Source organism: Flavobacterium arundinis, from assembly GCF_038289855.1.
Taxonomy (GTDB): domain Bacteria; phylum Bacteroidota; class Bacteroidia; order Flavobacteriales; family Flavobacteriaceae; genus Flavobacterium; species Flavobacterium arundinis.
Map to the genome: position 1 here is coordinate 53482 of NZ_JBBYHR010000007.1, position 24026 is coordinate 77507.

Consider the following 24026-nt stretch of genomic DNA (forward strand, 5'->3'; position numbering starts at 1 on the left):
GTTATATCTTTATAAAAAACTTCCTATGAAAAAGATATACTTACTGTTATTAATATCCGCTGCTAGCTCAGCCAGCTACTTCGCGCTAAAAAACGATACACCTGACACTGTAAAAGAAACAAAGGCCATCAATACTTTCCTCAACGACTGGCATGCCGCCGCTGCAAAAGGTGACTACAATGGCTACTTCGGGAAAATCGCTGAAGACGGAATGTATATCGGAACCGATGCGACCGAAAACTGGGACAAAAAAGCATTCGCCGCTTTCTCAAAACCGTACTTCGACCGTGGCAAGGCATGGGATTTTAAAGCCGTAGAACGCCACATTTACTTCAGTAAAGACGGAAAGACCGCCTGGTTCGACGAACTCCTCGATACATGGATGAAAGCCTGCCGTGGCTCGGGCGTTCTGGAAAAAGAAGGTAAAGACTGGAAGATAAAGCACTACGTCCTCTCCATGACCGTGCCCAACGATGCTACTAACGACATACTTCCCCTGAAAGGCAAATACGAAGATGCCCTCCTCGAAAAAATGCGTAAGGAAGCCAAACCGTAAATGCTCAAAGTCGTATTGGATACCCACAATTCTTGTGGTTAAACAAGTCTTATTATATGTTAATAATATTGTAATTCAAACTAATGGCACTATTTTAGCGTTTATGTACATACTCCAACAAAGAGAATTCACTGCAAAATGTCCGGCATCCCGGCACAGCAATTCTTATAAAAAGCTTATAATCATACCGATTGGACAGTAATAAAGTTGCAGCTATCCAACGTTATGGTTACATTAAGATTCAACAACGCAGCCAGGACACCCTTCCTTGCTACTACAAGAAAAAGGGTAAATCAGTACTTCAGGGACACAGATACCTCGCCCAATGCCAATACCGGTATGTGGACGAAAACGGCCATATTCCTTACCGCATTCCTTGGCTTATATGCCCTCATTATCTCCAACGCTTTTACTGTGTGGACTATGCTCGGAATGGCAACTTTACTTGGTATGACCAAGGCTTTTGTGGGATTCAATGTATGCCATGATGCCATACACGGGTCGTTCTCATCGAATAAAACCACCAATAAAGTACTTAGCGCGATATTCAACCTGTTAGGAGCCAGCCCTTATGTATGGAGCATTACGCACAATGTGGTGCACCATACCTACACCAATATACCGGGACACGATGAAGATATTGATGTGGCGCCCGGCCTGATCCGCATTTCTGACGAAGAACCCGTAAACCGCCTGCAGCGCTACCAGCATTGGTATGCGTTCCCGCTTTACTGCCTGGCTTCGATTTCGTGGGCTTTCCGTAAAGATTATAAAAAATTCTTCCAGGCGAAAGTAGGCCAGCAGGAAAACAACCACCCTAAAGTGGAGTACTTTAATCTGTTCTTTTACAAAGGGATCTATTACTTCCTTTTTATTGTTTTGCCGCTATTGGTGCTGGACATTACCTGGTGGCAGTTCATCATCGGATTTTTAGTAATGCACTTTGCACAGGGGCTTACCATGGGATTGGTTTTCCAGTTGGCGCACGTTGTAGAAGGTACCGACTTCCCTACTCCCGATACAACCGGCAACATGGAAGAAGCATGGGCTGAGCACCAGATGCGCACCACGGCTAACTTCGCCTCAGGGTGCCCGCTTGCGGCTTTTTTCCTTGGGGGATTAAACCGCCAGATAGAGCACCATTTGTTCCCGAAAGTCTGCCATATCCATTACGGTAAAATAGGGGAAATAGTGAAAGCGACAGCTTTGGAATTCGGCTTACCTTATACGGAGAACCCGACATTCGTTTCAGCGTTGCGATCGCATTATAAAATGCTGAAGAAGTTTGGGAAAGAAGCGGTGTAGTTTACTTATTGCCTTCCTCCCTCAATTTTTGCCTGTGCATCTCTCCCCATTCGCTTAGCGCTTCAAGCACATTTTTAAGTGTGGCGGTGTAAGCCGTCGGCAGGTATTCCACAACCACCGGCGTATCGGCATGCACCCTGCGTTCCAAAAAGCCGTTCAACTCCAGGTCTTTCAACTCCTGCGACAATACTTTGGCCGAAATGCCGGGGATAGTACGCTGCAATTCGTTAAAGCGGCTATGCCCTTCTTTTAGCGCAATGATGATGCGCAGTTTCCACTTCCCGCCAATTACATAAAGCGCATCACCAACCGCGTTGAGCTTGTTGTTGCATTGGGAAGTTGTCAGGGGTTCTAACTCGAGATATGTTTCCATGATTTTATCGGGGTTACAAGAAAGTAACTACTTACCTTTTGTATACTACTTACTTTTGGTTATCAAAGCTACGTAATTTTGGTGTAAGTAAAAATACCCAGATCATGAAAAATATATTGCATGTCATATCCAGCCCGAGCGGCGAGAATTCAATAAGTATAAAACTTGGGAATGCTATAGTAGAAAAGCTCTTATCCCAATATCCGGGAAGTACTGTAAAAGAGGTCAATGTAGCTAAAAACCCTTTTCCGCACCTGGAGGAAAACCTTATCAAAGTCACCCGTTCGGCTGCAGCGCCTTCAGATGATAACGATCTGAAACGTTCCGACGAGGCGGTACGCCAGGTAAAGGAAGCCGATATCATCGTTATCGGGGTGCCGTTATTCAACTTCGGTATTCCTTCCACATTGAAAAGCTGGCTGGATAACGTGGTGCGTCCCGGAGTTGCATTTACCTATAGCGAAAAGGGTGTGCAGGGACTTATTACAGGCAAACAGGTTTACCTTGCCGCGGCTTCGGGTGCGATATATTCGGAAGGCCCAATGAAGGATTATGATTTTGGCGCGCCGTATCTTGAAAAAGTATTTAACTTTATTGGCGTGACTGATATTACCGTGATACGGGCAGAGGGCGTTAATATGCCCAATATGAAAGATATTGCCCTGCAAAAAGCTATCAACAGTATTGCGGTTTAAATTTATAATGCCAGTGCAGCTATGAGAATGTTTGGGCGTGCCGGCTCCTCCCGATAGCTATCGGGACTACGCCGTCGGGCCATCCGCTGTATCTGCTTCGTTCCTCAGCAGGATGCCGCTCCTGTCCCTCACGCGGACGTTACAATCATATTTAGTAATACAATCCTATTTTCGTTTCCCGAAGACGGAGTTCACAAAAAATCCCTTAAGCCAATAACTTAAGGGATTTCATATTTCATGATATTTCATTAGCCAATCAAGAGAATCGACTATCAATCTACAACGTTAAAAAGTACAAGTGTCAGGAAGACCAATGCCAGATTAAAGAGCGTTATCCGTGTCATTCTGACGAAGGAAGAATCTCTTTAACTTCGATGATTTGAGATTCTTCACTCCGCAAGCTGCGTTCAGAATGACAAATGTGCTGCTTTCGCTTACAAAATAATCTTCCCGACACGTGTTTTTTTGACCTTGGGGGTTAATGCAGATTTGCATCATGGATAAACAAATCAACAAATCAACAAATCAACTTACTTCCTGCCCACTACCATTTTCCGCGCCTGCTTAAACGTGCCTGCTGTTATCTGGTAGTAATAAATACCTTCGGATAAACCAGAAGCATCGAATTCTATAGTGTTTTTGCCCGAAGCGAAAGTGTCGTTCGCAATTTCTTTTACAAGCCTGCCCTGGTTATTATACAGTTTTATGCTCACTTTGCCGCCATTGATGAGGTAAAGCGGTATTTGGGTAATGCCAGTAGCAGGATTAGGATAGTTCTGGCCTAATGAATTACCGTCTTTTACAATTTCATGACCATCCACTCCAAGCGAGCCGTCATGTTCGGTTTCAAAAAAGTAAAGCCCCTCATAAAATACCTGGTTGCCCACACTTCCGCCCAAAAGCAGCCTGTTATCAGGATGTGGGATTAGGTTTTCGCCATAGAACTCGGCATATTCCGGGCCTACAAAGAACTGCTCGTCGCCATTTCCTTCTGCATCTACCGTTATAAGCGTTGCGATAGGGAAGGGCGCAGTATATATTTTATGCGGAAATGGGTCGATGATCTCCTGGTCCATGATAAAGCAGTTGTCCGACCCATCAATATGGAAATCATTATAATAACGCATGTCTTCCGACGAAAAATTCCATAATTCATTGCCATCGGCATCATATTTTAGCAATACATTGTGGATATCACCGGCAAGGGGAGCGATGCTATAGCCGATAACTGCAATGGCACCGTCGGAAAACTGTTTTATGGTATAGGAGCGTTCGTTCCTGTCGGCTTCATCATATTCATGGCTCCATAATACGGTTCCTTCGGCACTTACTTTCGCAGTAATTATGTTGGTAAGGAACGTATCCCCGTTTTGAGAAAATCCATTTAAATATACTGCACCACTGCTGTCCAATAGCAGGTCGGCCGCAGATGAATTGGAGCCATCAAACGGTACTTCGGCCACCCATCCTGCACTGCCATTGGCATTAAATTTCACAACTGTGGCATTCACTTCCTGCGACATAAAATCCCCCGAACCGGAATGGCCCGTAAGGATAAGTTCGCCTGCCGCATTCACTTTACCCGAATTAACCTGGTAAATATTATCGGTGTCGGTATCCGTCCCGGTGTATGTCGTCCATTGTATTGCACCCGCTGCATTCAGTTTTACTGCCACGAATGAAGCATGTTCATCGGCATCATTTTCAAAAGCAGTGCCTCCCAGGTAAAGCGACCCGTCTTGTCCGGTTTCCATTACATATACTGCTGCATTGGTAAGCTCCACTTCGGTTTCCCAAAGCTCATTGCCCGCAGGTGAGAATTTCTTTATGGTAAGCGCTGTCTGGTCAAAGTCCGGCATCAGGCATACGAACAGGTTGCCATCGGCATCAGCCCGTGCTATGATACCATTGGCAGCATTGCTGTTATCCGCATTAAAAACTTTCTCCCATGCAATAGTCCCATCTGCATTGTGCTTTACCAAAAAGTAATTGGCGACGAGCATAGTATCGGCAAAGACATAGTACTGCCCTGTTGAGATCGTTCCGTTATTATTGTCCGGGAACGAATAGAGCATGGTAGCGCTCGGGCTGCCAAGATTGGTATACACCTCGTTCCAGTCGGGTTCCGGTGCCGTAACTCCAAAACCGGATTTCACCGTTTCTATAACAGCTCCCTGTGCACTGTAGTAGGAGTTAACTACCATATATACATTTCCATCGGCATCCAGTCCTGCTCCGGCAATATCTCCCATGCTTGCAGTGCCTTCTGTCGTTACGATTACGAAAGCAGCTTCACCCAGCAATGTGCCTTCTGTCGAATATTTTTTAGCCCTTGCGGCAACATTCTGCTCCCATTCTTCAGCGCCGGGGGTCATACCCTTGGCAGCGACCACAATATTACCATCCCCGTCGAACAGCAGCTGCGTATTGCCTGCCTCTATAAGGTCGGTGCTCTCCTGCACCCAGTTTTGTGTACCATCAGGGTTATAGGATATAAGGATATTGCCGTCGTCAGCAAAACTACCATTGTGAGTGCCGGCCACATACAGTTTGTTGTCGTGCATCGCAATCGCAAAAGCCTGCGTATTTTCAGTTCCGCTTACATAAGTATCAACCCACTGCTGCACACCATTGGCATCATATTTTATAGTACCGGCAAATCCAAAAAAAGTATCGAACACACCCGCTACATATACATTCCCAGCGGCATCTGTAGTCACAGCATGCGGAACCGAATTCGTGAAAGCAGCCGGGTTATTGGGGTCGGTATTCTCATAGTTGTAAGCCTGTGTCCAAAGCGGTGCGCCTGCAGGGCTATATTTTACGGTATGGTAGTTCAGCCATCCGTCAACATTGGGGCTATAGCCGGTTACGATCACATTTCCCGTGCCGTCAAGCGCAATGGCGGTGGCCTCGTTCCAGCTGCCATCGCCCGGACCGTCCTCTCGAACGTTCCAGGCTTCGGAGCCGTCAGCAGTGTATTTGAGGGTAATATAATCAACAGAAATGCCCGAATAACTTATCCCTGTAACGAAGATATTGCCATCCGCATCAACAACCATCGCCGAAGGGATATCCACACCTTCTCCGGGACCGTCATAAATTGAAGTCCATAATTTCGTCCCCGTTTCAGGGTTGTATTTTATGGTTTTAATGTCCATATCGTCGCCATTCCAGTGGATGCCTGTTGCTATCAGGTTCCCATCTGTGTCCAATACAAGCGCCATTCCGGTTTCTACGGCATATTGCGGCGCTTCCTCACGGGTTTCCCACAGCACAGTTCCTGCCGGCCCGACTTTTATGGTAAAATAATTGCCCCCGGCATAGTCTTCGTTGCTGCTTCCTCCGGTAATATAAGTATTCCCTTCTGCATCGGTTACCGATGCTAATGGGATATTATTTCCTTTGGCAGCCAGCCCGCCGTAAAAGTCATAATCGGTGTCCAATGTCGATGCAGCGGTACCCGGACGAATGCCGAGTTGTGACAGCATCCTTTCCTGCGGGGTATTTGTCATTTTATGCTTAGGCAGGTGCTTTTGCCATTTCGATAGTTTTGAAAGGACACCGCTTTTTTGCGATACCTCAAAGCCTTTTTGGTTTTCGAACCCGTTAATGCTTTGTGCCGATGCCGTGAGTGGCAGCAGGACAAAAGCTATAACAGCCGAAACCATTGGGGTAATAAATTTCATAGCCAATTGATTTTAATTAATAGTATAGCAATTTATTTATAAACCCTGTTAAAAAGGCATTAACGGCGTTGACATCTGTGTTGACACAAGGCCTCACCCCAACCCCTCTCCCAAGGAGAGGGGCAGCTTCACTCAAACCTTCTTACTCAATCTTATCAGTTTGAGTAAGAAGGTTTGAGTGAAGTTCCGGCCTTAAAGTTTTCACTAAAAAATCAAGGAAGGATTTTAGCGTAGGGAGAAGGAGAGCGACCCACGAGTCGAGCGCGCAGCAGCGAGCGGCTTGGGTCGTGATGCAAAAATCCTGACGTAGATTTTTAGTGAAAACTTTTTACGCCTTGAATTTTTGGTTCTTTTGTTTCAAGACAAAAGAACAAAGAAAAAATTTTCACTTCCCAAAAACCTGCTGACATACGGTTGTCACAACCCGCCGATACCTTTGCTTCACAAACCAGTTAAAAGTAAGTATCATGGAAACAAACATTGCAACAGCTACAGTAATTACACCCGAAGCATTTTTGGCACACTGGCAGGGCCACAGGGGATTGACGCGCCGCGTTATCGAAGCATTCCCCGAAAAAGAACTCTTTACCTTCTCCATCGGGGGGATGCGCACTTTTGCCGTTTTGGCTATGGAAATGGTAGATCTTGCCAATCCGGGAATTGTAGGCATCGTTACAGGCGAATGGAAGGATATGCAGGCATTGCCGCACAGCTCTGGCCAGGGTATGCCTGAAACAAAAGAGGAGCTTTTGGCACTGTGGGACGAGACTACGGCCAAGGTCGACAGGCTTTATAATAAGCTGGAACCGCAGGACTTCACGAAGCAGATTGTAGCTTTCGGCGCCTTCCCCGGAACAGTATACAGCACCATCCAGTATTTTATTGATAACGAAATCCACCACCGCGGGCAAGGCTATGTGTACCTCCGCGCACTGGGTGTGGAGCCGCCGGCCTTTTGGGACAGGTAAAAAGTGACAAGCCTCATATTTTTGAGGCTTTTTTATTGGCTGCCAATAAGATATACGCATAACTTACTTTCTGCAACATGACGGTTATCATGTTCTAGCCGCTGCCTGTGCCCGAAATTTGTATCATAATTCAAATACAACAGGTTATGAGCTACTATCAAAAAAATTTAGAGGGATACAGAAGGGGTTTTATGGGTTTTAATGCCCTTGCTGTAATGGTGCAAAGCTGCATTGGCGGTATTGCCGCGATGGTGGTGCTGCAAAACGGAAGCACCCCTGTCCAAATGATACAGTTGTTCTTTGTTGTGATATTAAGCAGCGGTTTCAATGGCGCTGTCCTTTCACAGCAAAAGCCCAAGCTGGTATTCGACCTGCTGTTGCTAAGCGTTGTTGGCAACAGCCTTATAGCCATAGTGAACGCTTTTCTATAAAGATATTTACAACATTCATAATTGAGGCCGTACGGGGGTGCGGCTTTTTTGTTGTAGTAAATACTATTACTATGCCGTATTAGCAACCGGCTTTACGTGCTTCAAAAAAAGCATGGCTCCCTCAATATCATAATATTTTTGCCTCATTACTGCGGCCTTGTACTTCAAAGGCAGGAGGTATCCCCATTTAGAATCCGGAATAAACGGGTTATCCTCAAGGGTTGCCGTTATAGATTCATCTATTTTTTCGTAAGCATTATCTAATGAGGACAACGCAACGGAAAATTGTTCTTTTGTAACGCCGACTTTAAAACGGTCATTGTCCTCGTCAAAATCATTCTTTACCTCCAGTAATTCTAATAGTAGCGCTATTCCGCGATTGATCTTTGTACTCGTAAACGTATATAGTATCAGGCCTTTATCAGATAATTGCATGGGGCGTTCGTACTGTAGCTCTTTAATAACATAAATCGAGAATTCCTGTTTTAGGATCCGTAGTTCCTCCCGAGCGGTTTCTTCCAGAAATTGATACTCTTCGATGCTATACAGCACCTCCAGCATTTTTTCCTTTATTTTGCCGGCGATTATTCCGCCACCACCGGAAAATTTGGGAGGCTTCCCGTCTTTTGCAGGCACCACCTCTATTTTTTTAGCGTCGATGTCTACATACACGATCTTCCAGATTCTTGCTGCAAGCAAAATGTTCTCGTTCTCCTGTAATTGTGGCGAGAAAGGCAGCTCACCAATTGTATTGCCCGAATTTGTTACACGGAAATTTTCCTCCGTTTTAAATACACTGTAAAAGTCCCTGCTGTTTACTGTCTTTTCACCTTCAATACCAATGATCACTTCCTGCTGTAGTTGCTCAAGCATATCTGTTGCGATCAGGTGCTGTATGATTTCCTCAATTTCATGTGTAGCAATTTCTTTAAAAGCAAAATTTACCCGCAGTTTGGAGACTAATTCATAGATAGGCAGCCCTGAATATCCCTTTACAATAGAAAGTGCCTGATGCAGCAGCAGGTCATAAGGCTTTTTGCAGATTGCGGGCGGCTCTATATAGCCCTCCTTGTACAGCAGCCAGCACGCTATAGATTGCAAGAGGCTCCATGGATTTGTAGCATACAGGAACAGGTTGCTTACTGCGCCATCTCTTCGTCCGCTGCGCCCTACACGTTGTATCAGTGAGGCAATGCTGTGTGTCGCATCAATCTGTACTACTTCATCCACACTCCCAATATCAATACCCAGTTCCAGTGTAGAGGTACAGGATATGCAGAAATTCGCATGGCCATTTTTGGCAAAATCTTCAACATATTCCCGTACTTCCTTGTCTACAGATGAATGGTGCGAAAAGTAATAGGGATGCCCATTGTTCCGTTCTGATATCTTTTTGAGCTTAACGGCCACTTCTTCAGCCCGCCCCCGGCTGTTAGGAAATAGTAAGACCTTATTATCTTTGGTTTCTGCATACAAATTATCCAACAGGTCTAATGGCAATTCAGCTTTCTCCTGTTTAAAATACCGGAAGGCTGCATTCACCTCTTTAGATGTTTTATCCAGTAATACCCTGGTGTTAGCTTGGTCGCCGGTAAATAGCTTTGCTTCTTCGTAATCGCCAATAGTGGCAGAGAGCCCAACTACCCTGAAAGATTTTACGTTAACCTCCTGCAGCCTTGACAATAACGACTTTAGCTGTATGCCGCGGTCTGAGCCTATGAAGGAATGTATTTCATCTATAACAACGAATTTCAGGTTTGAGAACAATTGTTTCACGTCATACGGTCTGTTGACAAACATTGCCTCTATAGATTCAGGAGTAATCAGTACAACACCCGATGGGTCTTTTATCAGTCTGTTCTTTGCGCCCCTGCTTGCTTCGCCATGCCATTTGGTCACGGGGACCTCCATGTTTTTACACAGGTCTTCTACACGGTAAAACTGGTCATTTATGAGTGCAATAAGCGGCGAGATGTAGAGCACCTGCACCCCCGGATCATTGAAATTAACTTTTGACAGGATAGGCAAAAAAGCGGCTTCCGTTTTGCCCGAAGCTGTCCTGGACGCCAGTATATAATGATTTTCTGTTGTCAGGATCCTGGCTATGGCAGCATTCTGGATGGGCCGCAACTGTTCCCAGCGCTTATCGCGAATGTATTTGCGGATGGGTTCCGACAGTAATTCAAACGACATTACAGCTCTTCTATGCTATCCATCAAAACAGTGTCGGGCCTTTCATCTGATATTGTGATATCGCCAAACAGCCTTGCCTTATCTATATCAGGGTTTTGCCTCAGGATATTCAGGATGTTCAGGAAGTCACGGATAACTTCGCGTGGTGTCAGAAATTCAGACGCACCGGGCTTATTAAACATTTCTTCCATGAAGGCGAGTATGTCATCGTCCGAAATATTGGTGGTCATCTTGTAATTAAAGTCAAATATTGCCTTAAGCTTTTTAAGCAGTACAAATATTTCGTTATGGCTCAGGGGGAACAGCCTTATCACGGGTTGTGCGAAATCCCGCATCTCCGCAGTTTCAAATTTGTTTGTTTCCAACCGCGATTTTAAGGCATGGTAGCTAAAAAGGCCACGGCGCTCGTTTTCAAGCACCTCTTTTGTCCCGGCAAAATTAATGAACAGATTGCTGATCTTTCCCTGGAAGCAATCATTATAAATGGTAAGGATCTTCTCATAGTTCTTTTCCCTCATTACAGATGTCGATATCTTGTAGAGGTTAATGGCCTCGTCAAGGTTTATCATAAAGCCACTGTAGCCCATGCTAACAAACAGCTTGCAGAAGTTTTTCAGCATGTCATAATAGTTGAGGTCGTCAATGATCTCGCGTACGCCAAGGTCACGCTTTGCTTCAGTCTTCGTGCTGTATTCGCCCTTAAGCCATTTCAGCGCATTCCTCCTTAACTGCTCTTCATCCTTTATATAGCCCTCATAATATTTCACTACCACGGTACCGAAATCAAACCCGCCAACTTCGGTGATCTCGTTGATGGTCTTCATTATGTTGGTTTGAATGAGGGGCAGGTACTCCGCATTCCGTATGTTTTGTAGCGGTATGTTATTTTCTTCCGAGGTTTTCATGATCACCTGCTCTATCCATTTTTCCATAAGGGTAGGCAGTGCCCCACCCTCGGGTTTTGTCTGTATCGCAACGTTGTCCATAATAGCAGCATATAAAGCTGCCCCTTTCCCATCGGTAGAGTAAAGCCTGTTATCCGGAGTAAAATCGGCATTAGCAACCACAAATTTTTGCTTTAGCGCCACGGTGTTCAACAAGTGGAGCATGAACGATTTTCCCGAACCGAAATCCCCGATCCAGAATTTGACCATACTGTGCCCGTTCTTTACATCTTCCAGTGCCGACACCACCGCGTTTATTTCGTCAGATCGTCCCACGGTTATGTGCTGTACGCCTATTTTCGGCACAACGCCGCCTATTAACGAATTAATGATGGCGGTCGCTTCTTTTGGTTTTATATTGTCTGTCATTTGGCTGTTATGGTTTGGTAATAATTTTCGTTTATGGTGTAATATTCATCTTCTTCCTCAATCAGGACATCGTCCAGCGTATCATAACACAGTTCGTTAAGGCTTTCAATAAGCTGGTTTTTAAACACGCCTTTGGATCTGGCAAAAACATCGACATCCTGTTGGATTACCGACAGGTTTGCCTTTGCAAACATTTCCAGGACTTCCTGCTGTATTTGTGTAAAGTTCAGGGAGCTGTCAAATGCCGAAGCTGCTTCAGTTGTATCCGATTTCGACGTTATCGCCATAACAATCTCATCGTCGTTTATCTCCTCTGTTTTAAATATGTTGGTATCGTCTTCATATTCGTCCTTAAGGTATTCGTTGAGCAATTCTACCGTGTCAGCGTGTTTTTCATTTACCTGGCGTATGGCATCCCTGTCCAGCTGTATCTTTTTTCGTTTTACGGCATATACTTTTGGCAGGGCTATCAGTGCATTCTCCAGGTCCTTATCGTTTATCAGGTTGCTCACAATGATCTGGAAGTCGTGTATCTGTTCATTGGTTGCAAACAGCTTTTTCTGTATTGTCTTCGTCAATTGCTTATCATCGAATTTCGCCGACCTCAGGTTATAATGCAGGTAATAGATATACAGCTTTAGCGACGATTCCTTTTCATGTTCCGCCATGAATTTCGATGCTTCATAAAAAATGTTCTCAAGGGCAGGATTGCGCTTGTTCAGGGTGCCTAATATCACGATGTCGCTCACAAACTTTTTCGGGTCGCCGTCATACTTTTGGATTATCTCATCAAAGCGGAATTTCCAGCGTAAAGGGTTCTGCGCATTGAGGTCGATCTCAGCAGTGCGATCGGGCGGAGCGATAGTGGGGGCGTATATGGCAAGCGCTTTTTGAAGGCGGATAACCAACTTGTCGCTATATTCGGCTTTTACATTGGCGGAGGTGTACGGAATATCGGTATTGAGCTTTCTCTTATTTCCATAAAATTCCCTTACCGTATTCTCGCAATGCCTGAAGATATTCGATTGCAATTCGGTTATTACATTTTCCATCAGGTATTTATAGCCGTCGCTTCCCTGCCTGTAATACAGCTCTTCGTCTGCAACAATACCCGCAATCTTCAGGAGCTCATTATCAAGAGAAGAGGATTCCTTTCGGTATTTTTCGTCAAGCCTTTTTATTGCAGACAGATAGAACTTTACAATTTCCCGGCCACAAAATTCGATATTGAAAAAATTGTTATCAGGGTACGAAAGCTTATTTAACAACGCGACATCTTCATTCGACAGATTTAGTTTAGCTTTAAACTTAGAGCCAAGCTTCCAATAATCATCGTCAAACGTGTAATAATTTTCTTTGCGCCTTATACGTTCAATTGCGGCATCATCGCCTGTGTCCTGCAATTTCTTTATCAAAAGTCCCAGGCCGTATGTTTTGGTCTTTGGATAATGTGTACCAAGTTCGTTCAGCTGCTGTTCAAGCCGCGCTATGTCTTTATGGTTTTCATATTCCCGGTCCAGGTCGAACAGCAGTATAAAGGCATAGTTGGTATTGCCCTGGATATCCATGTAAATACCGCTCAGGAAATTTGCCTTATACGTTTTATAAAACCTGCGTTGTTCGTTGCCCGCACCCTCTATTTCCGAATACGAATGTACATACTGGTGCTTCCAGTAGGGCACATACGGCCGCGCTGCAGCCATACCGGTTAAACTGAGGCCCTCGCCGGTAACATCAATAACTGAATTATCCATTTAATACTTCTGGGGAATTTTAAGCCGTATAAATTAAATATGTTAACTACTAGTTAAAGATAATAAAATTTATTTAAGACTATTAAGGGAAGCCGCAATTTTAGTTCTCTCGTAAATGAGCCGCAAAAAGCAAGGTTGCTAATGCCATATTCCGGTAAAAGATTTTAGTACACTAATATAAGTAAACCACTTTAGATTGAAATGTACTGCGAGAAGGAGTATTCCGCCAAGTAGGAGTGGAATCTTCATTTTATTTAAATTTAATCACTGATTTAATCATCAATTGTGTTTCATGTTAATTTCAGGGTATTCAAAACTATAATTAAAAAAAAGCAGCACATCGCTGTACTGCTTTTGCGTAGATTAACATTCTACTAATAATCCTTCAGTAATGTGGTCGATAAGCTTTGCATTGCCAACGTTAAACTCCAGCATGGCATATTCCTGAAAAGTACTGTCCATCGGCTCTATTTCAGAAACGCTGAAATCTGTGATTACTTTAGAGGCGATCCTTCTGAATTTCTCTTCATTCAAAAGAATAGCTGCTTCATCAGAACCGTCAGTTTTTACTGTTCCCTTGAGTAAAGCCAGGCATTCTTTATAAAACAAATGCGAGGTTTCGTCCAGATTATTAAAGAGCGCTTTCGCATCTTCCCTTGAAGTCGCTCCATTCCAGGACATAACCTGGTAGTCGTGCATAGCGAGTTTTCGGTACAGATCGGTTAAGAGGAAAAGGCAAAATTCTTTGTTTTCGGCCACGCCCGCTATACCACCTTCATAAAGGCCGTAAAGGTTGCAGGTAATGGAGTTGCTGTATCTGGCAGCCACTATAATATCGCCAAATCGTGCGGTTGGTATCATGCTTTAATTTTTAAATGTAGGGTAATTATTTTCTCCAAAACTCATCCCACCGGATTACAATGAAATTATTTTTCCTCGCTTCTTCCATTGCTGTATCCATATCGTAGCCGGGAGCAAAGCCGTAGGTGCTGGCTACCGAGTATGTATTCCGTTCATAATCGTATAGCTTTTTAAAAATAAACGGGAAAAGAAAGGTCGAGGACTTGGCAACATGGGTCCCCCATATTATTTTCAGGATGTCAAATCCTGTTGTACAGTCATTATCGCTGATGGGTATTTCATCGGCAAATTTTGGCCCGGCTTTTTTCAGGGTCTGGTCATAGATATAAAACGGACTGTTGTAAACTACATCGGAAACTTCCATTTCCAGTTTTCCAAATGACTCTTCGAATTCATTCAGGGAAAACATGATGATCCCCGGCCGTGTAGGGTCAAAATCGTTCTTCCTGTCTGCACAGGTAACTTCCTCGAAATCCTGGTCATGGAATGTGAGTATCATACCGGCCGTGGCAAACGTAGCGGCTGTATGCCATAATTTCTCTAACGCCTCTTTTTTGGAGAAAGGTTCGCTAGTCTCAATAGCCAGTTTCAGTGCAGGTCGGTCGATTTTTAAATAAGTCTCTCTTGCGGGAATTTCATTTCCAATCAGGTGCAAAACCGCTTCTAACTCTGAATAGCTCGAAAAGTATAATTCTCCTTTATAATGTAGTGTGGAAGGCATGTTTATAATTCGGTTTTAATTGGCTTTGGTACTTGGCTTTTCTTTTTTGTTCAAAATAGCTGTCGTAAAGATATAATAATTTAGAAATTGGTAGGTGCGGCAGGATAATTCTACTTATAATTATAAACAAAAAAAAAGCAGCACATTGCTGTACTGCTTTACTGTAGCCTCGCCAAGAATCGAACTTGGATCAAAAGTTTAGGAAACTCCCATTCTATCCGTTGAACTACGAGGCCATTATTTTCGAGGTGCAAATATATGTAAATTCTATTTAGGTTTAAAAGGTAAAAAACGATTTTTTTTAAATGATCGCTTAGTCTGTACATAAGGACTTCATTATTTGACACCAACAGCTATCCCACCGGCAGCACTATGGTAAACTCCGTGCCTTTGCCGGGCTCGCTGACCACGCTGATATGCCCGCTATGATTTTCTACGATCTTTTTACATAGTGCAAGTCCTATGCCGGTACCGCTGTTGTCGGTAAGGCGTTTAAACATCCTGAACACCTGCTCGCCATATTGCTGCTCAAAGCCCACGCCATTGTCCCTGACCGTTATTTTTGCATAATCGTGCGAGTCGTTCAGGCCGGGATACTTGCTGATTTCGTCTGTACGTATATTTTCGCTGAATATTTCGATGACAGGATTGTCGGAACTGAATTTTATTGCATTGTTAACCAGGTTAGCAAATAGTTGGTGGAGCTGTATGGGTATACCCTTCAGCACAGGGAGTTCTTTTTGGACAATAACCACCTGCTTTTGCTCGATCAGCAACTCAAAATCTTCTTTGATAGTAGCAATAATGGTGTTAAGCGGCACATTTTCAAACAATTCGTCGGCGCGAGAAAGCTGGGAGTATTTCAGTACGTCTTTTATAAGGTTGGACATCCTTTTGGCAGCCGAATTTATCTTTTCCAACTGCTTTTTTGCCACTTCCTCATTAGAGATATTGCTTTCCAGCAACTCGGCAAAGATCTGGATTTTTCTTAATGGTTCCTGCAGGTCGTGCGACGCGATATAGGCATATTCTTCCAGCTGCTTGTTGCGGAATTCTATCTCAAGGGCATAGTTCTGCATCCGGTCGTCGGCCAGTTTCTTTTCGGTAAGATCGCGTGTTACTTTAGAGAAGCCGATGATGTTGTTTTCGTCATCATGCAGCGCTGTTATCACTACAGATCCCCAAAAGGTACTGCCGTTTTTCCTTACCCGCCAGCCTTCATGCGTTGCCCTCCCTGTAGTAAGCGCCAGGGTTATAAGTTTTTCGGGCAGTTTGTCTTCCTGGTCATGCTTTTGGTAAAACAGCCTGAAATTTTCCCCAATAATCTCTTCTTCAGTATAGCCTTTTATTTTTTGGGCGCCGAGGTTCCAGTTAAGGATGTAGCCGTCATGGTCAAGAAGGATAATGGCATAATCCTGCACCTCCTCAATCATCTTATGGTAGCGCTCCTCACTTTTTTTCAGGTGGAGCGTTCTTTCGGTTACCATTTTTTCCAGCAATTGCGAAAGCGACCTGTACCGGTTCTCCTCTTCATTTTGCAGTGCATCCTCCAGCTTTTTATCAGTGATATCGGTCACTATGTTTATAGTGCCGGCTATTATTCCTGACCCGTCGTGTATTGGTTGTGTTTCCAGTTTTATATCATACCTAACCCCGTCGTGACGCTCCGTAATAAATTCTTTATGCTTTACAGGACTGTTTTCGTGAAGCGGTTCGGATACAGGGGAATTTACCGCCATTAGCGGGCTGCCGTCGGCGCTATAGATCTTCAGGAACTCATACCATAATACGCCTTCACCCGGGGCAACTCCCCAAAACTTTTTGGCTGCTGTATTGAAAAAAGTTATCCTCCCCTCCATATCACAAGTGTATACGGGTGTAGGGATGGCTTCTAACAGGAAAATATAAGTTGCAGGATGAAGATGCGGCAGTGGTGCGGCAAATGAAGAAACGGGTATATTATCTGCATTTTCCATAAGTTCTGTTGTAGTGAAAAAAGGCAATCGATCTTACACATTACACCGGATCTGGTGATAATGTGGCGGTATCGAGGTAGTAGGCAGAAGCGGTGCCTTCCATTATTATTGTAAGTGCAGAAGTCAGAGCGCTTATGCTTGACGGTTTTACTAAAAAATGGGTTGCGCCAAGGCTGCGCGCATCTTCGGCATCCTTTGTGTATGATGATGTAGTGTATATAATAGCGGGTATATTGGCAAACCTGGGTATCCGCCTGATAGCCTCCAGGCATTCCTTACCTGTCATATAGGGCATGTTGAGATCGATGAATATAAAATCGGGCAGGAAATCGGGATCTTCTTCGATCATCCTCAAAGCTTCAAGACCGTTTTTTGAAGTAACACAGGAACAGGAAACATAGGCAGATTCCAGTGACAACGAAAAGATCTCGCGGTCATCTTCATCATCGTCTATAAGAAAACAGGTACGCTTAATACTCATAAGTAAGGATTAATTGATAAATATACAATTTTACTTACGGGGTAAGCGATACGCGTTGTTAAACAGTTGTTAAAAAGTCATAATGTCGGGAGCCATATAATTTTGCATTGCGTCGTCATTAAAAATTTCATTGCTATAATGCTGCGCAAGTAATTCCCTGAAATGCGTAATAAGCTGCGGGAATTCGCAAATGAATTCCGTAAATGAAGCGGCGTTACTTTTCCCCATAAAATCATTTATGATTTTAAGCGAGGCTATAGTAAGTGTGAGGTTGAATTTGTTTTCAACGCCCAAAGCTTTCACATAGTCATGGAGCTGGTTTACAATATTATAGCACGCCTTATCCAGTCCGTAATTTTTGATGTGTATCCATGCCAGGCGTATGTGTGCCTCGTGGGTAAAAAGGGCAGGGGCGAAGGATCCGGTCTCGAACAGGCGCTCAAATTCGGCATCGGTAAGGGAGAAATGGGATTCCGTAACAATAGCTTTTAAGTATAGATGCAGATAGTGGCCAAAAGGTTGTCTAATGCACATAAAAAAACTCCCGCAAGGGAGTTTTTTTATCACGTAATTATTTTAAGGTAAACAGTTTTTCAAAGTTTACAGTAGGGGTTTCGTAGTACGACTTTTCAAAATCGAGGCGGTCCGGATACCTGCTTTCAGTCTCAATAAGGAATCGTGTCTTATCTTTGAAAAATTTTACAGAAATAGCCAACTTATCTGAGCCTTTATTAAAAATACCATCCTCGATCACGTTTTTTGCAATTGTTTTTAACGATGATTTCGCATCAAGATTATACAGATGACTGAAATAAAGCGTAGGGATAATAATATTATGTGTTTTGTCCGGTTCAAGATTTTTCAGTTTTTCCAGTTCCGCTGTTTCGAAAACGAAGTAAACTATTGTCGTTGATGGCATCCAGTCTTTCTTGATTTCTTTGTATCGATAATCCCCGTCATTATATTTTTTTATTAGGATGGTCAGGGATTTTCCATCAATGGTAATTTCGCGTAGTTCGAAATAGATGAAGTTTTCCTCGTTTTCCCCAAGGCCGTATTTTTCATAATCAAATAATGAAGAGTCCGATTTAAGATTGGCAGGCACTTTATTCTTTTTCGATATCCAGACACCGCTGTCATTTTGCAACCAGCCTGTTGCTTCGGTAAGCTTACCTTTTGCTACAGGGTTGATGACCGGAATCGTAGGGCTTACTCTTTCCTGAGCATTCGCAATAATTGCCGTAATGAGGATTAAGGCAGATAAATAAATTTTTTTCATGGCGTATAATTGTTAAAGTTATACAGCAAAAATAAATATTTTAATGATTTGTGCAAGTGCAATCGTTATCATTTTCACATATTTTCCCATTTCCCCCTTTGAATAAAAAAAATCATTACTTTCGCAAATTGATTTTTAGAAGGTACCACCAATGAGTAAGAAGTTTACTGAATATAAAGGACTTGACCTTGCCGGGCTGGCAGGCGAAGTGCTTGATTTCTGGAAGAAAGAGCAAATATTTGAGAAAAGCGTAACGACCCGCGAAGGGAAGCCGCAATATGTATTTTATGAAGGCCCGCCAAGCGCGAACGGCCTTCCGGGAATACACCACGTTATGGCGCGTGCCATTAAGGATATTTTCTGCCGTTACCAGACGCAAAAAGGCCACCAGGTAAAGCGTAAGGCAGGGTGGGATACCCACGGCCTTCCGGTAGAGCTTGGGACCGAAAAGGAACTTGGCATCACCAAAGAGGACATCGGCAAGACCATCTCGATAGAAGAATACAACGAGGCGTGTAAGCGTACCGTGATGCGTTATACCGACGTATGGAACGACCTTACCGAAAAAATGGGCTACTGGGTAGATATGGAAGACCCGTATGTAACCTACAAGCCGAAATACATGGAGACCGTTTGGTGGCTCCTGAAACAGATATACGATAAGGGCCTCCTTTATAAAGGCTATACCATACAGCCGTATTCGCCAAAAGCGGGTACCGGGCTTTCCTCGCATGAGGTAAACCAGCCGGGTGCGTACAGGGATGTGACGGATACGACTATCGTGGCGCAGTTTAAAACCATTGCCGATACATTGCCGGATTTCCTTAAAGGATTTGGCGAGGTAGATATTATGGCATGGACGACTACCCCTTGGACACTTCCGAGCAACACTGCACTGACCGTTGGCCCGAACATTGACTATGTTTTGGTACAGACATTCAACCAGTATACTTTCCTGCCGATAAATGTGGTTTTGGCAAAAAACCTTGTGGGTAAACAGTTTGGCAAAGGCTATTTTGAAAGCACTGATGATGCAGACTTTACCAATTATAAAGACGGTGACAAAAATGCTCCGTATAAAATATTAGCAGAAGCCAAGGGCAAGGACTTAGTAGGTATCCGTTACGAGCAATTACTGCCATTTGTATTGCCCTACCAAAATCCGGAGAATGCTTTCCGTGTAATAGCAGGCGATTTCGTAACGACCGAAGACGGTACCGGTATCGTGCATACCGCGCCGACTTTTGGTGCCGATGATGCCAAAGTTGCCAAAGAAGCAAAACCGGAAGTACCGCCAATGCTTGTACTCGATGAAAACGGCAACCCTGTTCCGCTTGTGGATATGCAGGGCAGGTTCACATCACATTCAGGCAGCCTTGACAATCCTAATGGCAGGCCGCTGGAACTGGCAGGCAAGTATGTAAAGAATGAATACTATGACGCAGGCACCGCACCGGAAAGGTCGGCCGACGTTGAAATATCAATATACTTAAAGGAAAACAACAAAGCCTTTAAGGTAGAGAAATACGTACACAGCTACCCGCACTCCTGGAGGACAGACGAGCCGCTGCTGTACTACCCTCTCGACAGCTGGTTCATCAAAATGACCGATGTGAAAGAGCGTATGTTCGACCTGAACAATACTATCAACTGGAAGCCTAAGGCAACCGGCGAAGGGCGTTTTGGCAACTGGCTGAAAAGCGCCAACGACTGGAACCTGTCGCGCTCCCGCTACTGGGGCATCCCGCTCCCGATATGGAGGACTGAGGATAAAACGGAAGAAGTGCTTATCGGTTCGGTAGAGGAATTATTCAATGGCATTGAAAAAGCAGTTGAAGCGGGCCTTATGGCAGAGAACCCGTTCAAAGGGTTTGAGCCGGGCAATATGAGCGAGGCAAATTATGATTTAGTTGACCTCCATAAAAATGTAGTGGATAAGATAGTGCTGGTTTCGCCATCTGGCAAGCCGATGCACCGCGAGTCCGACCTTATAGACGTTTGGTTCGATAGCGGCGCCATGCCGTATGCGCAGTGGCATTACCCGTTTGAGAATAAGGAAATGATAGACAACCACGATGCCTTCCCTGCCGACTTCATTGCCGAAGGGGTCGACCAGACACGCGGTTGGTTCTATACGCTGCATGCAATAGGCACATTAGTGTTTGACCAGGTGGCTTATAAAAATGTAGTGTCTAACGGATTGGTGCTCGACAAGAACGGGCAGAAGATGAGCAAGCGCCTTGGCAATGCGGTAGATCCGTTCACCACGCTTGCCGAATACGGCCCGGATGCCACCCGCTGGTACATGATAAGCAATGCGAACCCGTGGGACAACCTGAAATTTGACATTGAAGGTGTGGCAGAAGTGCGCCGCAAGTTCTTCGGTACCTTATATAATACGTACTCGTTCTTCGCGTTATATGCTAATATTGATGGATTTTCTTACGAAGAGCCGGAAGTGCCGCTTAACGAAAGGCCGGAGATCGACCGCTGGATACTTAGCGAGCTGAATACGCTGATAAAAGACGTGGACAGCTTCTACGCCGATTATGAGCCTACGAAAGCTGCCAGGGCGATATCCGACTTTGTGCAGGAGAACCTGAGCAACTGGTACGTGCGCTTGTGCAGGAGGCGTTTCTGGAAAGGCGAATATGCGCAGGACAAAATAGCGGCGTACCAGACGTTATACACCTGCCTTGTGGCCGTTGCCAAGCTGGGAGCGCCAATAGCGCCGTTCTTCATGGACAGGCTTTATAAAGATTTAACACAGGCTTCACAGGCCGAAAGCAGTGAAAGTGTACATTTGGCCGATTTCCCGCAGTATGGTGATAACTATGTTGATAAATCGCTGGAGAGCAGGATGCAGAAGGCACAGACCATTTCGTCACTGGTACTTTCGCTAAGGAAGAAGGAGATGATAAAGGTACGCCAGCCGCTGCAAAGGGTAATGATTCCGGTGCTTGACGCGAAACAGAAGGCTGAGATAGAGGCGGTTGCAGAGTTAATAAAAGCCGAAGTGAACGTTAAGGAAATAGAGTTGATGGACGATGCTTCGGGCGTGTTGGTGAAGCAGGTTAAGCCTAATTTCAAGGCATTAGGGCCGCAATTCGGCAAAGATATGGGATTGATAGCCAAAGAGATACAAAACTTCACCCAAGAGCAGATCAATACGATAGATAAAGACGGCAGCCTTGCTATTGTCGTGTCGGGAAAAAGTATTACTTTAACCTCTGCTGACGTTGAGATTTCATCGCAGGATATCCCGGGTTGGCTGGTCGCTAATGCAAATGGCATAACTGTTGCACTGGATATAACGCTGACGGAGGAATTGAAGAACGAAGGCATAGCCCGCGAGCTGGTGAACAGGATACAGAACATCAGGAAAGACAGCGGTTTTGAAGTGACGGACAGGATAAAAGTGTACCTGCAAAACAACGAAGCGCTGGAGCTGGCGATAAAGGCAAATGAAGAATATATAAAGAGTGAAACGCTTACCGATGAGCTGATATTCAGGGCTCATATTGAAAACGGGACCCAAATTGAATTTGACGAGATAAAAACCTTATTATTAATTTCAAAATAGATAGAGAAATGGTAGATGAGCAAATACGATACTCTGACGCAGACCTTGCAGAGTTCAGGGAATTAATTACAAAAAAAATTGAAAAGGCAAAAGCTGACTTAGACCTTATACGAAGCGCCTATATGAATGACCTTAATAACGGCACTGACGATACGTCGCCAACGTTCAAGGCATTTGAGGAAGGCAGCGAGACGATGTCGAAGGAAGCGAACTCACAGCTGGCTATCCGCCAGGAAAAGTTTATCCGCGACCTTAAGAACGCGCTTATCCGAATTGAGAACAAGACATACGGCATTTGTAAAGTTACCGGAAAACTTATCAATAAAGACCGCCTGAAGCTGGTACCGCATGCTACTATGAGCATCGAGGCCAAGAACATGCAACGATAATTTTAACCGCCTTAGGGCGGTTTTTTTGTCCGAAGTCCGAAGTCCGATGCTGTCGCCGTGTCCATATAGCAGCCTCCGACTTCGGACTTCGGACAAAAAACTGTACTATTACAATATTTTCCCTTATTTTTGCGGCTAAAATTCTGAAAATGTCTTTAAAGAAAGCCTATCTTATTGTCATTCTTGTATTAATTATCGACCAGATATCTAAAATATACATCAAGACCCATTTTATGGAGCGGGAGAGTGTGGATGTTTTCAGCTGGTTTAAGATCAATTTTATCGAGAATGAAGGCATGGCATGGGGCGCAAAGATCCCAACATGGCTTGGAGGCAAGCTTACGCTGACCCTTTTCAGGATACTGGCAGTTGGCGGTATAGGCTGGTGGCTTTGGGATTCGGTTAGAAAACACCAGTCAGCATACCTAATCGTTTCTATCGCACTAATATTGGCCGGCGCTTTTGGCAATATCATCGACTCGGTTTTTTACGGCGTTATGTTCGACCACAGCCAAGGGCAGGTAGCCACCCTTTTTTCAGATAAGCCTTATGGTTCGCTATTCCACGGAAAAGTAGTGGATATGCTTTACTTCCCTATAATTACAAATGCGCATTGGCCGTCATGGTTCCCTATTATAGGAGGGCAGGAGTTTTCTTTCTTCAATGCCATCTTTAATATTGCAGATGCCGCTATATCAGTAGGTGTGGGTATCCTTATCGTATTTAATAAGAAAGCATTCGCCAAATAGTTGATTTGTTGATAGGTTGATTTGTTTATTATTACCTATGTAAACTTTTCAACCCTATAATACTTATCCGAAAGTTTATTTGTCGATGCGAAGATTTGTTTATTCGTATAGCCTTGGTAAACTCATCAACCCATAAACTTATAAACCCTTAAAGGCGTTACACAATAATCAAGCGCCACGTCGGTATCATTGTGCTCAATAGCTTCATCCTCTGCTTCAAAGAAGGATAACCCGACCTTGGTGACATCCGGTTTGCATTCGTTCAGGAAACGATCGTAAAACCCTTTACCGTAACCTACACGATGACCGTTGTTATCAAACGCCAATAGTGGCACAAATACCACATCCATTTTATTCGAAGGCACTTCAATACCATCCACAGGCTCGGGAATGCCATATTGGTTCACCACAAGTTTGGTATTATCGGTCAGCAGGTAATGCACCATCTTGTAACTTTCAAAATCCGACCGCGACACAATGACCTCTTTATCTTTTCCTGCAAGGATATTCAGGATGAAGTCGGTATGCACTTCCTTTTGGTTCTCCATCGTGAGGAACAGGTGGAAATAGGTCTTGTCCCAAATATCAAGCTCCAGTGACTTGTTGGCAATAGCCAGGCTTTTCTCGTCGGCTTCTTCGGGAAGCATTACCTGGCGGAGGTTCTTATATTTGAGGCGGAGGTCTTTTTTATTCATGTTTATGCGTTGATA

20 protein-coding genes and 1 tRNA gene are annotated in these 24026 nt (G+C 44.3%); 8 read left to right on the forward strand and 13 right to left on the reverse strand.

The annotated features are described in order from the left end of the window. Window positions 1-25: 25 nt before the first annotated feature. Both AAEO56_RS12820 and AAEO56_RS12825 read left to right on the forward strand, forming a co-directional pair. Complete coding sequence (locus AAEO56_RS12820) at window positions 26-556, forward strand: nuclear transport factor 2 family protein (RefSeq protein WP_341697467.1); 531 nt, start codon at window positions 26-28, stop codon at window positions 554-556. Window positions 557-781: 225 nt separating this feature from the next. After that, window positions 782-1861, forward strand: a complete 1080-nt coding sequence (locus AAEO56_RS12825; RefSeq protein ID WP_341697468.1) for a fatty acid desaturase family protein — start codon at window positions 782-784, stop codon at window positions 1859-1861. 1 nt (window position 1862) lies between these two features. On the opposite strand, the gene AAEO56_RS12830 is transcribed toward AAEO56_RS12825, so the two are convergent. Continuing rightward, window positions 1863-2234 carry a winged helix-turn-helix transcriptional regulator gene (locus AAEO56_RS12830; RefSeq protein WP_341697469.1) on the reverse strand — a complete coding sequence of 124 codons (372 nt, stop codon included), beginning with the start codon at window positions 2232-2234 and terminating at the stop codon, window positions 1863-1865. A 104-nt stretch (window positions 2235-2338) separates the two neighbouring features. Here AAEO56_RS12830 and AAEO56_RS12835 point away from each other — a divergent pair, with 104 nt between their 5' ends. Then, window positions 2339-2929: an FMN-dependent NADH-azoreductase gene (locus tag AAEO56_RS12835; RefSeq protein WP_341697470.1), complete on the forward strand. Its 591-nt coding sequence runs from the start codon at window positions 2339-2341 to the stop codon at window positions 2927-2929. 530 nt (window positions 2930-3459) lie between these two features. Here AAEO56_RS12835 and AAEO56_RS12840 read toward each other — a convergent pair. Further along, complete coding sequence (locus AAEO56_RS12840; RefSeq protein WP_341697471.1) at window positions 3460-6618, reverse strand: T9SS type A sorting domain-containing protein; 3159 nt, start codon at window positions 6616-6618, stop codon at window positions 3460-3462. Between the two features lie 467 nt (window positions 6619-7085). Between AAEO56_RS12840 and AAEO56_RS12845 the strand changes: the two genes are divergently transcribed. Together AAEO56_RS12845 and AAEO56_RS12850 are read left to right on the forward strand one after the other, a co-directional pair. Further along, complete coding sequence (locus tag AAEO56_RS12845; protein ID WP_341697472.1) at window positions 7086-7586, forward strand: DinB family protein; 501 nt, start codon at window positions 7086-7088, stop codon at window positions 7584-7586. 146 nt (window positions 7587-7732) lie between these two features. Next, window positions 7733-8017, forward strand: a complete 285-nt coding sequence (locus AAEO56_RS12850; protein ID WP_341697473.1) for a hypothetical protein — start codon at window positions 7733-7735, stop codon at window positions 8015-8017. 69 nt (window positions 8018-8086) lie between these two features. Here AAEO56_RS12850 and AAEO56_RS12855 read toward each other — a convergent pair whose 3' ends face one another. The 10 genes from AAEO56_RS12855 to AAEO56_RS12900 form a co-directional block, all read right to left on the reverse strand. Further along, window positions 8087-10210 carry a DEAD/DEAH box helicase gene (locus AAEO56_RS12855; RefSeq protein WP_341697474.1) on the reverse strand — a complete coding sequence of 708 codons (2124 nt, stop codon included), beginning with the start codon at window positions 10208-10210 and terminating at the stop codon, window positions 8087-8089. Beyond that, entirely contained in the window at window positions 10210-11523 is a 1314-nt protein-coding gene (locus AAEO56_RS12860) for an ATP-binding protein (protein WP_341697475.1), read from the reverse strand. The genes AAEO56_RS12855 and AAEO56_RS12860 overlap by 1 nt, the downstream gene beginning before the upstream one ends. Continuing rightward, window positions 11520-13277 carry a tellurite resistance TerB C-terminal domain-containing protein gene (locus AAEO56_RS12865; RefSeq protein ID WP_341697476.1) on the reverse strand — a complete coding sequence of 586 codons (1758 nt, stop codon included), beginning with the start codon at window positions 13275-13277 and terminating at the stop codon, window positions 11520-11522. Before AAEO56_RS12865 ends, AAEO56_RS12860 begins: the two co-directional genes overlap by 4 nt. A 363-nt stretch (window positions 13278-13640) precedes the next feature. Continuing rightward, complete coding sequence (locus AAEO56_RS12870) at window positions 13641-14138, reverse strand: hypothetical protein (protein WP_341697477.1); 498 nt, start codon at window positions 14136-14138, stop codon at window positions 13641-13643. Window positions 14139-14163: 25 nt separating this feature from the next. Further along, window positions 14164-14859 carry a hypothetical protein gene (locus tag AAEO56_RS12875; protein WP_341697478.1) on the reverse strand — a complete coding sequence of 232 codons (696 nt, stop codon included), beginning with the start codon at window positions 14857-14859 and terminating at the stop codon, window positions 14164-14166. A gap of 164 nt (window positions 14860-15023) precedes the next feature. After that, window positions 15024-15095, reverse strand: a tRNA-Arg gene (locus tag AAEO56_RS12880). 117 nt (window positions 15096-15212) lie between these two features. After that, complete coding sequence (locus tag AAEO56_RS12885) at window positions 15213-16835, reverse strand: PAS domain S-box protein (RefSeq protein ID WP_341697479.1); 1623 nt, start codon at window positions 16833-16835, stop codon at window positions 15213-15215. Between the two features lie 40 nt (window positions 16836-16875). Next, the gene (locus tag AAEO56_RS12890; RefSeq protein WP_341697480.1) at window positions 16876-17316 is read right to left on the reverse strand and encodes a response regulator; all 441 of its coding nucleotides are present in this window, start codon (window positions 17314-17316) and stop codon (window positions 16876-16878) included. A 69-nt stretch (window positions 17317-17385) separates the two neighbouring features. Continuing rightward, a complete protein-coding gene (locus tag AAEO56_RS12895) occupies window positions 17386-17883 on the reverse strand; it encodes a hypothetical protein (RefSeq protein WP_341697481.1) in 498 nt (165 codons plus the stop codon). Window positions 17884-17887: 4 nt separating this feature from the next. Beyond that, a complete protein-coding gene (locus tag AAEO56_RS12900) occupies window positions 17888-18595 on the reverse strand; it encodes a hypothetical protein (protein ID WP_341697482.1) in 708 nt (235 codons plus the stop codon). A gap of 151 nt (window positions 18596-18746) precedes the next feature. Between AAEO56_RS12900 and ileS the strand changes: the two genes are divergently transcribed. From ileS to AAEO56_RS12915, 3 genes are all read left to right on the forward strand, one after another. Continuing rightward, the gene (gene ileS, locus AAEO56_RS12905) at window positions 18747-22178 is read left to right on the forward strand and encodes an isoleucine--tRNA ligase (protein ID WP_341697483.1); all 3432 of its coding nucleotides are present in this window, start codon (window positions 18747-18749) and stop codon (window positions 22176-22178) included. Window positions 22179-22186: 8 nt separating this feature from the next. Then, window positions 22187-22567, forward strand: a complete 381-nt coding sequence (locus AAEO56_RS12910) for a TraR/DksA family transcriptional regulator (RefSeq protein WP_341697484.1) — start codon at window positions 22187-22189, stop codon at window positions 22565-22567. Window positions 22568-22716: 149 nt separating this feature from the next. Then, on the forward strand, window positions 22717-23316 hold the full coding sequence (locus tag AAEO56_RS12915; RefSeq protein WP_341697485.1) for a lipoprotein signal peptidase: 600 nt from the start codon (window positions 22717-22719) through the stop codon (window positions 23314-23316). A 125-nt stretch (window positions 23317-23441) separates the two neighbouring features. On the opposite strand, the gene AAEO56_RS12920 is transcribed toward AAEO56_RS12915, so the two are convergent. Next, complete coding sequence (locus AAEO56_RS12920) at window positions 23442-24011, reverse strand: 5-formyltetrahydrofolate cyclo-ligase (protein ID WP_341697486.1); 570 nt, start codon at window positions 24009-24011, stop codon at window positions 23442-23444. Window positions 24012-24026 lie beyond the last annotated feature (15 nt).

Excerpts from the sequence above, each read along its gene's own strand:
- AAEO56_RS12820 (WP_341697467.1), top strand. The coding sequence starts at position 26 with ATGAAAAAGATATACTTACTGTTATTAATATCCGCTGCTAGCTCAGCC.
- AAEO56_RS12825 (WP_341697468.1), top strand. The coding sequence starts at position 782 with ATGGTTACATTAAGATTCAACAACGCAGCCAGGACACCCTTCCTTGCT.
- AAEO56_RS12830 (WP_341697469.1), bottom strand. The coding sequence starts at position 2,234 with ATGGAAACATATCTCGAGTTAGAACCCCTGACAACTTCCCAATGCAAC.
- AAEO56_RS12835 (WP_341697470.1), top strand. The coding sequence starts at position 2,339 with ATGAAAAATATATTGCATGTCATATCCAGCCCGAGCGGCGAGAATTCA.
- AAEO56_RS12840 (WP_341697471.1), bottom strand. The coding sequence starts at position 6,618 with ATGAAATTTATTACCCCAATGGTTTCGGCTGTTATAGCTTTTGTCCTG.
- AAEO56_RS12845 (WP_341697472.1), top strand. The coding sequence starts at position 7,086 with ATGGAAACAAACATTGCAACAGCTACAGTAATTACACCCGAAGCATTT.
- AAEO56_RS12850 (WP_341697473.1), top strand. The coding sequence starts at position 7,733 with ATGAGCTACTATCAAAAAAATTTAGAGGGATACAGAAGGGGTTTTATG.
- AAEO56_RS12855 (WP_341697474.1), bottom strand. The coding sequence starts at position 10,210 with ATGTCGTTTGAATTACTGTCGGAACCCATCCGCAAATACATTCGCGAT.
- AAEO56_RS12860 (WP_341697475.1), bottom strand. The coding sequence starts at position 11,523 with ATGACAGACAATATAAAACCAAAAGAAGCGACCGCCATCATTAATTCG.
- AAEO56_RS12865 (WP_341697476.1), bottom strand. The coding sequence starts at position 13,277 with ATGGATAATTCAGTTATTGATGTTACCGGCGAGGGCCTCAGTTTAACC.
- AAEO56_RS12870 (WP_341697477.1), bottom strand. The coding sequence starts at position 14,138 with ATGATACCAACCGCACGATTTGGCGATATTATAGTGGCTGCCAGATAC.
- AAEO56_RS12875 (WP_341697478.1), bottom strand. The coding sequence starts at position 14,859 with ATGCCTTCCACACTACATTATAAAGGAGAATTATACTTTTCGAGCTAT.
- AAEO56_RS12885 (WP_341697479.1), bottom strand. The coding sequence starts at position 16,835 with ATGGAAAATGCAGATAATATACCCGTTTCTTCATTTGCCGCACCACTG.
- AAEO56_RS12890 (WP_341697480.1), bottom strand. The coding sequence starts at position 17,316 with ATGAGTATTAAGCGTACCTGTTTTCTTATAGACGATGATGAAGATGAC.
- AAEO56_RS12900 (WP_341697482.1), bottom strand. The coding sequence starts at position 18,595 with ATGAAAAAAATTTATTTATCTGCCTTAATCCTCATTACGGCAATTATT.
- ileS (WP_341697483.1), top strand. The coding sequence starts at position 18,747 with ATGAGTAAGAAGTTTACTGAATATAAAGGACTTGACCTTGCCGGGCTG.
- AAEO56_RS12910 (WP_341697484.1), top strand. The coding sequence starts at position 22,187 with ATGGTAGATGAGCAAATACGATACTCTGACGCAGACCTTGCAGAGTTC.
- AAEO56_RS12915 (WP_341697485.1), top strand. The coding sequence starts at position 22,717 with ATGTCTTTAAAGAAAGCCTATCTTATTGTCATTCTTGTATTAATTATC.
- AAEO56_RS12920 (WP_341697486.1), bottom strand. The coding sequence starts at position 24,011 with ATGAATAAAAAAGACCTCCGCCTCAAATATAAGAACCTCCGCCAGGTA.